At 72.1% G+C, this 12,783-nt stretch carries 9 protein-coding genes and 1 tRNA gene; 4 read left to right on the forward strand and 6 right to left on the reverse strand.

The annotated features are described in order from the left end of the window. Window positions 1-41 precede the first annotated feature (41 nt). The 5 genes from AB0L45_RS02645 to AB0L45_RS02665 all read right to left on the reverse strand — a co-directional run bounded on the left by AB0L45_RS02645 (window position 42) and on the right by AB0L45_RS02665 (window position 6,077). Window positions 42-635 carry a lytic polysaccharide monooxygenase auxiliary activity family 9 protein gene (locus tag AB0L45_RS02645; RefSeq protein WP_365835296.1) on the reverse strand — a complete coding sequence of 198 codons (594 nt, stop codon included), beginning with the start codon at window positions 633-635 and terminating at the stop codon, window positions 42-44. A 169-nt stretch (window positions 636-804) separates the two neighbouring features. Then, window positions 805-2,001, reverse strand: a complete 1,197-nt coding sequence (locus AB0L45_RS02650; RefSeq protein ID WP_365835298.1) for a hypothetical protein — start codon at window positions 1,999-2,001, stop codon at window positions 805-807. A 63-nt stretch (window positions 2,002-2,064) separates the two neighbouring features. Next, window positions 2,065-3,021 (reverse strand): C40 family peptidase, encoded by a 957-nt coding sequence (locus tag AB0L45_RS02655; protein WP_365835300.1) that lies wholly within the window; start codon window positions 3,019-3,021, stop codon window positions 2,065-2,067. A gap of 24 nt (window positions 3,022-3,045) precedes the next feature. Then, window positions 3,046-4,299: an SPFH domain-containing protein gene (locus tag AB0L45_RS02660; RefSeq protein WP_365835302.1), complete on the reverse strand. Its 1,254-nt coding sequence runs from the start codon at window positions 4,297-4,299 to the stop codon at window positions 3,046-3,048. 446 nt (window positions 4,300-4,745) lie between these two features. Continuing rightward, window positions 4,746-6,077, reverse strand: coding sequence for a peptidoglycan-binding protein (locus AB0L45_RS02665; protein ID WP_365835304.1), 1,332 nt, complete (start codon window positions 6,075-6,077; stop codon window positions 4,746-4,748). A gap of 331 nt (window positions 6,078-6,408) precedes the next feature. On the opposite strand from AB0L45_RS02665, the gene AB0L45_RS02670 reads away from it, so the two are divergent. The 4 genes from AB0L45_RS02670 (at window position 6,409) to AB0L45_RS02685 (ending at window position 11,573) form a co-directional block, all read left to right on the forward strand. Beyond that, window positions 6,409-6,482, forward strand: a tRNA-Lys gene (locus AB0L45_RS02670). 105 nt (window positions 6,483-6,587) lie between these two features. Continuing rightward, window positions 6,588-7,268 (forward strand): FadR/GntR family transcriptional regulator, encoded by a 681-nt coding sequence (locus AB0L45_RS02675; RefSeq protein ID WP_365835306.1) that lies wholly within the window; start codon window positions 6,588-6,590, stop codon window positions 7,266-7,268. A 352-nt stretch (window positions 7,269-7,620) separates the two neighbouring features. Then, a complete protein-coding gene (locus AB0L45_RS02680; RefSeq protein ID WP_365835308.1) occupies window positions 7,621-9,603 on the forward strand; it encodes a cellulose synthase catalytic subunit in 1,983 nt (660 codons plus the stop codon). Further along, entirely contained in the window at window positions 9,600-11,573 is a 1,974-nt protein-coding gene (locus AB0L45_RS02685; protein ID WP_365835310.1) for a kelch motif-containing protein, read from the forward strand. Before AB0L45_RS02680 ends, AB0L45_RS02685 begins: the two co-directional genes overlap by 4 nt. A gap of 63 nt (window positions 11,574-11,636) precedes the next feature. On the opposite strand, the gene AB0L45_RS02690 is transcribed toward AB0L45_RS02685, so the two are convergent. Beyond that, entirely contained in the window at window positions 11,637-12,704 is a 1,068-nt protein-coding gene (locus tag AB0L45_RS02690; protein ID WP_365835312.1) for a glycoside hydrolase family 6 protein, read from the reverse strand. Window positions 12,705-12,783: the final 79 nt, after the last annotated feature.

A 12,783-nucleotide genomic window follows, 5' to 3' on the forward strand; every position in this document is an offset into this window, starting at 1 on the left:
GGAAGGACAGGGAGGCCCGTGGCGGCTCCGGCGCCGTGCGGTTACGACAGGTTGACGTCGGAGCAGGCGTAGAACGCGTTACCGGTGTCGGCGATGTTCCAGACGCCGAGGATGATGTGGTGGCCGGTCTTCTGGGTGGGCACCGTGCCCTGGTGCTGCACGGTGGCGGCCGGCTGCCGCCCGCCCATCGGCACCGTCACGAACGGCTCGGGTTCGAGGTCCGCCCTGGTGAGCGGCTTGCTCGGGTCGTATCCGTCCTTGGTGATGTAGTACCGGAAGTCGGTGGTGGCGTGCCGTGCGGTCAGCCGCCACTGGAAGGTGTAGCCCTGGCCGCCCTTGAGGCTGGTGGCGGGCCACTTGCCGCCGCGCGGGTCGTCCAGCTCCTTGAACCCGCTGTTGCCGCCGGAACATATCTTGCCGTCGGCGGGGCCCGCGGCCGGGAAGCCCTTGGGGCCCTCGACGCTCTGCGGCTCCCACTGGATCGCGCCACAGTTCTTGACGGTGCCCTTGGCGCAGAGCGCCTGGCGGCTGGGGGGCTGGTCGCTGTAGCCATGGCTGGAAGCGCTGCCGGTGGCGAACAGCGAGACGCCTGCGATGCCGAGTCCGACCACGGCAGCGCTGAGCTTCTTGCGCATAGGTGTGCTCCTGAAGAACGGGGGGTGTGTTCTGTGAGCTGCTCATCTGCGTGCTGTGCGGTCTAGACCAAACGGCAGCGTAGTGACGCTGCATGGACATGTCCAGACCAATCACACGCGGACGCCCGGTTGCCACTTCCGTACCGTCCCGCGAACAACACCCGTGACATCACGCCACGGTGTTCAGCCCGCCCCCGGCCGGAATCCCGCCCGGGTGCGCCGCACAGTGCACCAGTCCCGCGTACGTACGCCGCAGCGCGATCAGCGATTCGCGCGCCTCGCAGTAGAGCGCGGCGTCCGGACCGCCGCGGTGGGCGAGGGTGCGTACGGGCGCGCAGTGCCGGTCCAGCGCGGTCAGCCGGGCGCGGTGCGCGGTCGGCAGATACCGCCGCAGCTGATGCCGGCCCGACTCCCCCGCCCGGCGGCCGCCCGCACCGAGCACCGCGTCGGCCACCAGGAACACCGGCGGCTCCAGCGCGCGCTGCGCCGCGAGGGCGGCGAGCACCGCACCGTGCCGTGCGGAGGCCGGGGCCGCCCGCAGCTCCGCCGCCTCGCCGCGGAGCTGAGCGCGCAGCGCGTGCTGGACGCGGATCAGGCGGCGCAGCGCCGTACGGGTGGACGCGTCCCCGGGACCACGGCCGGCGAGCGTCCCGGCCAGCCGGAACAGCCAGCTGCCGTGCGCCTCCAGGCGGGTGGTGGCCAGCATCAGCCGGTCCAGCCGGCCGAGCGGCTGCCCCGGTGGCGACCAGCGCACGACGGGGACCAGCGGCTCCGTACGGGCGAGCTGGTCGACGGGCAGCCGGCGGCGCGGCTTGCGCTCGGGGGCCCAGTTCAGCAGGGCGAGGGTGGGCAGTCCGACGAACTGCTGGTGGTCGATACGGTGCGCGACCGCCGACCACAGGCCGAGGAAGGCGGCGTCGGCGGTGCGCAGGGCGGCGGGGGCGAGCGGATCCAGCGCGCTCCAGCCGCAGGCCGCCGCGATCACCGCCACCCGCAGGGACGCGGCGTCGGCGTTGCGCGGTGACAGGCGCGAGACGCGCTGCCGCAGCGCGGTCAGGTCGCCGTCCCGCCCTGCCCGGGCGACCAGGCCGCGGGCGGTGTCCAGGTCCGGCGCGGTGGCGGCCGCACCGGCCAGTTCGCTCAGCCGCACCCAGGTACCGGCCATGGTCCGTACGGGCGGCCGCTCGGGCAGAAAGCCGTGCGCGGCCAGGCCGGGGGTTCGTACGGGAGTAGTGGGGGCGGGGTCGACGGGACCGGCGGGGGCGGGGCCCGGGACGGCAGGGGTGGCAGGGGTGGCAGGGGCGGACGTCGGGCGGCCGGATATCGCGCCGCCGGGCGGAGGAGTGGTGAGCGCTGTCGACGCCATGACAGTCGGCCTTTCGGTACGGGCGGGCCCGCGCGGCGGGGGGGCGGCGGACGGACTGCGGGGTCAGCCGACCCGTCCGTACAAGGTGGGGCGGTAGGCGGAGAAGGACGAGATCCGGACCGCCCGGCCGGACCGCGGCGCCTCCAGGTACTGGCCGCCGCCGAGGTAGATCGCCACGTGATGGATGCCGGACGAGGAGCCGTTGGACGACCAGAAGACCAGGTCGCCGCGGCGCAGCTGGGACCGCGTGATCGGTTCGGCGGCGCGGTACTGCGCGTCGGCGACCCGGGGCAGCGAGATGCCCGCGCGCTGGTACGCCTGCTGGACCAGCCCCGAGCAGTCGAACGCGGACGGGCCGTTGCCGCCCCACGCGTAGGGCTTGCCGAGCTGGGCCATCGCCCACCGGATCGCCGCCTCGGTGCCGTACCGGACAGGGGTGCCCTTGCCGCTCCCGCCGCCCGGGGAACCGGCGGAGCCCGAACCGGTGCCGGTGGACGCGTCGTCGCCCGGATCACCCGCCCTGCCGGTACGGGCCTCGTAACGCTCCCGGTGGCTGGTCCACCACCAGCTGCCGCCCTGCTGGTACCAGTACACCCGGTCGACGGAATCCCAGCCGGAGCGGCCCCGGAAGGTGGGGTCGGGGTTGTGGCCGCGCGCGCCCTTGCCGGCCGGAGCGGGCCCGGAGGACGCGGCCGGTGCCGTGCCGGACCTGCCGCCGGAACCGCCCGCGTGCCGCGCGTACTTCCCGTGGTGGCTGGTCCAGCGCCACCAGCCGGTGGCGTCCCGGTACCAGTACTTCGCGCCGTCCCAGCCCGCGTGCCGGGGCGCCGGTTCGGCGCCCGCCGTGCCCGCGGCCGCGCCGGCCAGCGTCACCGCGCCCAGCGCCGCCGCGACCGCGCCCCGCACCGTGCACCGCGCCCGGCTGCCGCCGTTGCGCGCCGCGGACTCGACCGCGGCCCCGCTGCAGAAGGCGCACCCGCAGTCGGCCCCGACGACCTCGAAGAACACCGGTGTCCGCATCCCACTGCCTGCCTCTCCGCCGTGTCAGTTCCGGCCGGCGGCGCTGCCGCGCGCCGTGTAGAAGGCCACGGTCAGGTCCTTGACCAGGGCCTTGCGTTCGTAATCGTCCAGTTCCACCAGTCCCCTGCTGGTCAGCCGGCGGACGGTGTCGTCGACCGCGTCCACGACCGAGGTCAGCACGCTGTCGCGGTGCTTGGCGTCGATGGCCGCGATCTGCCGGCGCTGCATGGCCGCCGCCACCTCGGGCGCGTACTCGATCCGGGTCGGCTGGACGGAGAAGACCTCGATGCCGACCGGGCGGCAGTCGGCGGACAGCACCTCGGTCAGGGCCGCGCCGACCGCCTGGGAGTCGCGCAGGGTCGGCGCCTCCTCGTGGAACGCGTCCGCCGGGAGCTGCGAGAGCACCCGCGCCATCCCCGACTCCACCTGTTCGCGCAGGTAGGCGGTGTGATCGCGGACGGTGAGCAGGGCCCGCGCGGTGTCCCTGACCCGCCATACGACGAGCACCACGACGCGCAGCTGGATGCCTTCCGCGTCCACCGCCGGCATCGCCTCGCTGCGCCAGTGCCGCAGCCGTACGTCGACCCGGCGGCGCAGCACCAGCGGGCTGATCCACACCAGGCCGGTGCGGCGCACGCTGCCCCGGTAGCGCCCGAAGAGCGTGAGCACCCAGGCGCTGCCGACCCGCCCGCGGGCCAGCCCGCCGAAGGCGATCACCGCCAGTACGGCGCCGAGTCCGGCCACCGCCCACTCCCACAGGTGCGGCGAGGGCCGGACGGCGATGTCCAGGCCCAGGGCGCGCACCACGGAGGCGGGCAGCATCCCCCGCCACCACAGGAACGCCACGGATCCGGCGATCGCCAGCAGCCCGGCGAACAGGGCCAGCCAGCCGGACAGCGAGAACCCGCGCCGTTCGGTCACGCCGGCGTCCTCTTCGGGCGTGCGGCACGCGCCCGGCCCGGAGACGTCGCGGAACCACGAGGGCCTGCCGCCCGCGGCCGTACCGGCGCCGTCCCGGCCGTCGCCCGTTCCGGCGCCGTCCTCCGTACGGGACCGGCTGCCCGCGTCGACCACCCCGAGGGCGCCGTCGAGCGCGGCGCGTTCCGCGGTGTCCAGCAGGTCGGTCACCGCGGCGATGCCGGCCACGGCGGCGTCGGCGGGGGTGCCGCGGCCGGGCTCCTGCTCCGGCGCGGGGGCGGTGACCCGCGGCTGTTGGGCGGTGTCCGCGTCGGCGTCCGCGGTGCAGGTGTCCGGCTCGGCGCGGAAGAGCATGTCCATGGGGATGCTCTCGCCGTGACCGACGGGCCGCAGCCGCGCGGACCAGGGGGGCGGGGCGGCGGCGTCCCGGGCGCCGGTTGCCCGGCCGGCGGAGCCCGAAGGGCCATCAGAGGCGCTGGCGCCTGGGGCACCTGATGGCGCATCAGCGCGCGTCGCCTCCTCCCCTGCCCCGCTCGGCCTGCCGCGCTCCCCTTCCGCTCTTCCCGCCACGGCCGCCGCCGTCGACGCACCCGCGGGCGTCTTCCCGCTCTTGGCGCCCGCCCCGGTGTCCACCGGCCCGGCGCCGGCTGCTCCGGCTCTCCCGGCGCCCGCCCCGGTGTCCACCGTCCCGGCGCCGGCTGCTCCGGTGTCCGCTGTCCCGGCGCCGGCTGCTCCGGTGTCCGCTGTCCCGGCGCCGGCTGTCCCGGTGCCCGCTGTCTCGGTCTTCGTCGCCATCGTGCGCTCCGTCATCGGAAGAGTCGCCGCCATGTCTCGGGGCCGGGGTAGCCGTCGGCGTCCCGGCCGGTCCAGCCCTGGGCCCGCTGGAACGCCTCGACGTTGCGGCGGTCCGCCTCCGTCCACCGGGGTCCGGGGCCGGAGCTGTAGTACGTGCCGAAGCCCTTGCTCACCAGCCGGTTCCCGAGGCTGGTGACGTAGGCGTTCGTCTGTCCCGGCCGGAACCAGCCCCGGCCGGGGAACGCCGTGGCGCCGCCGCCGGCGGAGCTGCCGATGTCCCGGCCCACGCCGTTGACCAGGTACGACCAGGTCACCGGGCCCGGGATGCCGTCCGCCTCGGCGCCGGTCCAGCCCTGGGCCCGCTGGAAGGCCTCGGTGGCCCGGCGGTCCGCCTCGCTCCAGCGCGGGCCCGGCCCCGTCGTGTAGAACCGGCCGCCGCCGCGCTCCACCAGCATCCGGCCCAGCCGGGTGACGTACGCGTTGTCCGCGCCCGGCCCGAACGCCCCGGCGCCGGGAAACGCCGACGTGCCGCTGCCCGGGTCGTCGCCGTGTTCGCCGCCTTCGGTCAGGCCGCGGTAGCGATAGGCGACGTAGCGCGTGGAATTGCTCCAATAGGCGTACGGCGTGGACCGTTTCACCGTGTGCGGCCGGGTCTGTTCGTAAGCGATGTACCGCGTACGGGAGGAGTCGGTCCAGCCGCCGAAAATCGTGGCGTGGGAGCCGGCGCCCGGATTTCCGGGATTGTGGAAGAGCAGCATGTCGCCGGGCCGCAGTTCGCTCTTCGTTATACGGGTGCCGTACTGGGCCAGGCTTCCGGTCCATTGATTGCGGCCGAGATTCCAGGCCATCGAGATGAATCCGGAGCAGTCCTGGCGGTAGCCGTCCGACCAGTAGCGGTTCATGTGGTACGGGACCTGGGCGCTGACCCAGCGCTGGGCCCGCGCGATGATCTCGTCGCGGGTGAGGGGCCGGGGCGCGGCGGCGGCCACGGCGCGCCCGCTGCCCGCCCCTCCGTACAGCCCGCCGGCCTGCCCCTGCGGGGTCGCGCCCGAGGTCAGGGAGAGGGCCGGGGCGGGGGCCAGGAGCGCCCGCTCGCGGCCGGCCGGCGTGCCCGTACCGGCCCCGGAGCCGAGCGCCGCGGCCGCCCCGGATCCGGAAACGCCGCTGCTCAGGACCGTTCCGGCGGTCGCCATGAGGACCAGCGCGCGGCGTGCGCCGTGCGCGGCGGGGTGCCCGCCGTCCCGGAGCGCCGTCGCGCGCTGGAGGGCGCGCCGCTCCTGGGCGCAGCCGCCGCAGGGGCAGCCGCCCGCGGGGTCGAATTCCACGAATTCCGGCACTGCCATTCCCGTTCCCCTCCAGGCTCGATCCGTTTCCGTTCGCCTTCGCACGTGCGACAGCTTCTCAACTGGTAGGAGATATCGCATGTTGACGGGGCAACTGATGATCATCCATTACGAAAGCATACTCACAGACCAAATCGGTCACCCGGCTCGGCGAAGGTCCCGAGATCACGGGACTTTCGCCCTGCCGGACCGCGGAATCCGGTGCCGCGCCGGCACTCCCCGGACGGACGCAGCAACCCGTGACACAGGTCACACATTCGGCGGGCCCGTGCGGCCGGGCAGGTGGTCAGGAGCACCCCTGGAGTTCGTGTAAAGTTTTCTACGTCAGCGCGCGCCGCTAGCTCAGTTGGTTAGAGCAGCTGACTCTTAATCAGCGGGTCCGGGGTTCGAGTCCCTGGCGGCGCACGTCACACCGAGGCCTCTCGCAGCTGCGAGGGGCCTCGGTGCTTTTCCGCCCGCCGGGCCGGTGGATCGCTGGTCAAAACGGTGATCGAGGTGCACAGTCGCACAATGGCGCACGAGAACCAGGAGCGGATCAAGAAGCTCATCATCGACCGGCGGCTGGCCCCCGGGGCGCCGCTGCCCACCGAGACGGACCTGATGGAGCTGCTCGGGGTCAGCCGGAACTCCGTCCGCGAGGCGCTCAAGGCGTTGCAGGCGATGGGCATCGTGGAGATCCGGCACGGCTTCGGCACGTACGTCGGCCCGATGTCGATGGCCCCGATCACCGAGGGGCTGGCCTTCCGGACGGTGGCCGGCCACTACCGGGGCGAGGACAGCCTGCTCCAGCTGCTGGAGCTGCGGGAGGCGGTGGAGACCGGGCTGATCGCGCGGCTGGCGGACCAGGCGCCGCGGGACGCGCTCGCGGAGCCGGCCGAGCTGGTGGAGCGGATGGCGGCGGAGGCCGCGGAGGGCGCGGTGCGGGCCGAGACCGACCGGGCCTTTCATGCCGCGCTCTACCGGGGGCTGGACAACCGGCTGCTGAGCGAGGTGCTGGACGCGTTCTGGGAGGCGTTCCACCGCGTGCGGACGGACCTGGCCGGGCTGGGGGCCGATCCGCGGGTCACCCACCGGCAGCACGCGGAGATTCTCGCGGCAGTACGCGACGGTGACGCGCGGCGGGCCGAACAGGCCGTACGCAGCCATTTCGACAACATCCGTCAGCGGCTGCGCAGTTCGGGTCCGAAATAGTGCCCCCTCTGACCTGACCCGTCCATCAATGCACTCCCATGTCCGGTAAACCCCTCGTTTCACCCTTGCGATCAAGATATGAGCTTCGAGACCCTGACGGGATGCTGAAGCCCAACTGAGCCTGTGCGAGCTCAAGTTGGGACAAGCACCGGTTGCGATGAGTGTGGGAGTGGGGAACCGCTGCACGGGACGCGAGTCGGAGCGGGAATCATGCAACCGGAAGGCGACCGTCCTACGTCTACGTCGTAGGCGGCCGACACCATGTGCGCCCGGGACCGGCCGAGGGGGGCCAAAGGTTCGGGCCAGGAGAAGACGGGCACGCAGCCAGCATGCGTGCCGGGGGGATGGACTCATGACGTCGCCGCCTACCGGCGCCCGGCAGGAGCACCAGTACGACCCGTCCGCGACGACGCGCCTGCGCGTGCCACGCCACCACCGGCCGCGCCGGCCGCAGCGCAAGCCGCTGCCGCGCTACGACTACGAGCACTACAGCCGCCTCGCCGGACCGCTCACCCAGCCGGACCCTGACAAGCCCTACAAGGTGCGCTACCGCAGCCTGCTGGCGGACGAACCGCACCGAATACGCGCGGCGTTACTCCTCGGCGCCGCTCCACTGCTCTCGCTCGGCCTGCTCGCCTGGCTGATGCAGCCGGCCCACTGGACCGAACGCGACCACCCCGCCTACGACTTCCTGCCGGTGCTGGACGTCGTCATGCTGGTCTCGATCGGACTGATCGAGTTCTTCCGGTGCATGAACGTGCTGTCCAACGCCCACGCCACCCTCGTGGCCCGCGACCCCGTCCCGGTCGTCCCCGAACACGGCACCCGCGTCGCCTTCCTCACCTCCTTCGTCCCCGGCAAGGAGCCGCTGGAGATGGTGACCAGGACGCTGGAGGCGGCCGTCAAGATCCGCCACCGCGGTCTGCTGCACGTCTGGCTCCTCGACGAGGGCGACGACCCGGACGTCAAAGCGGTCTGCGAGCGCCTGGGCGTGCACCACTTCACCCGCAAGGGCATCCCCCAGTGGAACCAGAAGAAGGGCCCGCACCGCGCGAAGACCAAGCACGGCAACTACAACGCCTGGCTCCAGGCGCACGGTGACGCCTACGACTTCTTCGCCTCGGTCGACACCGACCACGTCCCGCTCCCCAACTACCTGGAGCGGATGCTCGGCTTCTTCCGCGACCCGGACGTCGGGTTCGTCATCGGCCCCCAGGTGTACGGCAATTACGACACGTTCGTCACCAAGGCCGCGGAGTCGCAGCAGTTCCTCTTCCACGCGCTGATCCAGCGGGCCGGCAACCGCTACGGCGCGCCCATGTTCGTCGGCACCTCCAACGCCGTACGCATCAAGGCACTCCAGCAGATCGGCGGCCTGTACGACTCGATCACCGAGGACATGGCGACCGGGTTCGAGATGCACCGGCACCGCAACCCGGACACCGGCAGGAAGTGGCGCTCGGTCTACACCCCCGACGTGCTCGCGGTCGGTGAGGGCCCCACCGCCTGGACGGACTTCTTCACCCAGCAGCTGCGCTGGTCGCGCGGGACGTACGAGACCATCCTCAAGCAGTTCTGGAAGGCGCCCTTCACGCTGCCGCCGGGCACGTTCTTCAACTACACGATGATGGTCATCTTCTACCCGATGTCCGCCATGAACTGGATCCTGGCGGCGCTCAGCTGCGCGCTGTTCCTGGGGCTGGGCGCCTCGGGCGTGCAGATCGACCCGTCGGTGTGGATGATGCTGTACGGCAACGCCTCGGCGCTCCAGATCGGGCTGTACGTCTGGAACCGCCGGCACAACGTCTCGCCGCACGAGCCGGAGGGTTCCGGCGGCGTGGCCGGCATGGTGATGTCCGCGCTGTCCGCGCCGATCTACGCGCGCTCGCTGTTCGACGCCGCGCTGCGCCGCAAGAGCAAGTTCGTGGTCACGCCGAAGGGCGACTCCTCCAGCCCGGACACCCTGTTCGGCACGTTCCGCGTGCACCTGTTCTTCATCCTGGTCTTCGGGGGCTCGCTGGCCGCCTCGTTCGTCCTCGGGCACAGCCATCCGGCGATGGTCACCTGGGCCGTACTGGCGTTGCTGATCACCGCGGCGCCGGTCTTCGCCTGGCGCTGGGGAATGCGGCAGGACCGGCGGAAGAAGCCGGGAGGGGACGCGCCGGCGTCCGGCGACGGGCCGCGGCTGGCGCCCCGTCCGCAGCGCCAGCCCAGCTGGGCGGCGCCCACCGGACACGATGCCCCCGGTGAGCCGGGCCACCGTACCGCCACCGCCACCGCCTCCGCCGACGCCGACCGGACCGCGCAGACCGCCCTTGGGGGACGTCACACATGAAATACCGTCCGAGCCGGCGCACCCGCAGAGTCGCGACAGGCGCGGCGGTGGTGCTCGCACTGGCGGGGATGAACGGCCCGGCCCTGTTCGGGTTCGTCTCCGAGCAGTACCACCAGTACAAGATCAATCAGCCGGAGTACAAGGCGGCGAACGGCCACTGGGACGTGGTGGACGTACCGCCCGAGTACAAGATCAACACGATTCACGCCGCGCTGCTGCACACCGGCAAGGTGCTGCTGGTCGCCGGGTCCGGGAACAACGCCAAGAACTTCGCGGCCAAGTCGTTCCGTACGGTCCTGTGGGATCCGGTGAAGAACACCTTCAAGAACATCCCCACCCCGAAGGACCTCTTCTGCTCGGGCCACACCCAGCTGCCCGACGGCAAGCTGCTGGTGGCCGGCGGCACCCAGCGCTACGAGAAGCTCGGCGGCGACGTGAAGAAGGCCGGCGGGCTGATGATCGTCTACAACGAGAACCCGGACGCGCCCAAGACGTTCCCGGCCGGGACGCTGTTCACCGGCAAGCAGAACGGCAAGACCTTCGCCTCCAAGGACCCGGTCGTGGTGCCGCGCGCCAAGAAGAAGGCGGACCCGAAGACCGGCAAGGTCACGGTCACCCACAGCGAGGCCCGGGTCTACGTGGAGGCGCTCAAGGAAGGCCGCGAGTATGCGACCGGCGCCCAGGACAATTACCGCATCCACGGCCTGACCGGCGCCGACGCCCGCAATTTCTACGGCATCGCGCAGAAGCTGTCCTTCGACAAGAAGGACTTCCAGGGGATCAAGGACTCGTTCGAGTTCGACCCGGTGGCCGAGCGCTACATCCCGGTCGACCCCATGAACGAGGCCCGCTGGTACCCGACGCTGACCAGCCTGGAGGACGGCAAGGTGCTGTCCACCTCCGGGCTGGACGAGATCGGCCAGGTCGTCCCGGGCAAGCAGGAGATCTACGACCCGAAGACGAAGAAGTGGACCTACCTGCCCAAGCAGCGCTTCTTCCCGACCTACCCCGCCCTCTTCCTCACCGACAAGGGGCGGCTGCTCTACACCGGCTCCAACGCCGGGTACGGCCCCGACAACGTCGGGCGCACCCCCGGCATCTGGGACCTGAAGACCAACACGTTCCAGGTCATCCCCGGGATGAGCGACCCGGACGTACTGGAGACCTCGATGTCCGTCCTGCTGCCGCCGGCACAGGACCAGCGGTACATGGTGCTGGGCGGCGGCGGCGTCGGCGAGGACCCCAAGGCCACCGACAAGACACGGCTGGTGGACCTGCACGCCGACCGGCCGCGCTTCAAGGACGGGCCGCCGCTGTACGCGAAGGCGCGCTACCCGAGCAGCGTGATCCTGCCCGACGACACGGTGCTCACCACCAACGGCTCCGGTGACTACCGGGGACGCAGCGACAGCAACATCCTCAGCGCCGAGCTGTACGACCCGAAGGCCAACACCTCGCGGGCGGTGGCCGATCCGCTGGTGGGCCGCAACTACCACTCCGGGGCGCTGCTGCTGCCGGACGGGCGGGTGATGACGTTCGGGTCCGACTCGCTCTTCGCCGACAAGGACAACACCAAGCCCGGCGTCTTCCAGCAGCAGATCGACATCTGGACGCCGCCGTACCTCTACCGGGACTCACGGCCGAAGCTGACCGACCCGGGGCCGAAGACGGTGAAGCTGGGCGGCCGGGCCACGTACCGGACCGCGCACGCCTCGGCCATCAAGAAGATGCGGCTGATCCGGCCTGGTTCGTTCACGCACGTCACCAACATCGAACAGCGGTCGGTCGCACTGGACTTCACGGTGCACAAGGACGGCGTCACGGTGACCCTGCCGAAGGACCCGACACTGGTGCCGCCCGGCTGGTACATGCTCAACGCCGTCGACGACCAGGGCACGCCGTCCCAGGCGGTCTGGGTCAAGGTGCCGACGGCCTCCAAGGCCGAGCTGAAGGGGCTGGGCCTGAACTGAACCGGTGACGTGTGCGGGGTGTCCCGGAGCCTCCGGGGCACCCCGCACGTACGTCCGCCGGCGCTACTTCGTGTTGCGGGCCAGCTCCAGGGCGTACTCCGGCCACCAGTCGCCCGCCTTGGGCCCGCCCTTGCACGTCCCGTCGGACTCGCCGGGCCGCTTGATCCACAGGTAGGCGTCCACGAGCGGGTCGCCGGTCCGGACCGTCGGCGCCGTGCCGAGGGCGCGGCCGCGCGGATTGCACCAGTTCTCCGGGTCGTCACCGCCGGGCGCGGGGCCGTTGCCGTTGCGGCTGGTGTCGATGACGAAGTGCTTGCCGCCGACCATCGAGGACAGCCGCTTGCCGTACGTCCGGTTCTCCTCGGTGGTCTGGAAGTTGGAGATGTTCAGCGCGAAGCCGTCGGCCTGGGCGATGCCGGCCCGCTTCAGGGGCTCCACCATGCGGCCGGGATCCTTGATCCAGTGCGGATTGCCCGCGTCCAGGTAGACCTTGGTGTGCGGCAGCGCCTTCAGCTTGCCGACGGCCTCCGTCAGCAGGGCGTAGCGCTCCTCGTGGAACTGCTCGGGGGTGCACCTGTCCTCGATGTGCGGCAGCGCGTCCGGCTCCAGGACGACCGTCGTGGGGCGGTCGCCGATGCCCTTGAGCACACCGTCCAGCCAGGCGCGGTAGGCGTTGCCGTCCGCGGCGCCGCCCTTGGAGTAGCTGCCGCAGTCGCGGTGCGGGATGTTGTACAGGACCAGCAGCGCCTCGCGGCCGGCCTTGGCCGCCGCCTCCGTGAAGCCGCGGGCCTCCCTCTCGGGGTCCTCGACACCGATCCACTCGGCCACCGGCTGGGCGGCTATCTTGTCGATCTGCTCGGCCTCGTCGGTCTTGTCGCTCTTGGCGTACGTGGCGGCCTGCTGCGCCGCCTTGCCGTCGGGGTTGACCCAGTACGGCACCGTGGACCTGGGCTGCTGCCCGGGCCTGGCCCCGGCCTTCCCGTCCTCCTCGCCGTCGCCGGACGACGAGAAGCAGCCGGACACCAGCAGCAGCGCCCCCAACGCAGCTGCCGCGCCGGACAGTCCGCGCCGGCGCGCGGCACGGCGCTCACCCGGGGGACCGCTCCCGGATCCCTGAACATTGCCGTACATCCACTCCCCCCTCGGAGCACGGGACAAGACCGGTCGAAACCATCCTGGCACATGCCCCTCAGCCGCCGGCCGGCCTGTG

The sequence above is a fragment of the Streptomyces sp. NPDC052496 genome (assembly GCF_040679095.1).
Taxonomy (GTDB): domain Bacteria; phylum Actinomycetota; class Actinomycetes; order Streptomycetales; family Streptomycetaceae; genus Streptomyces.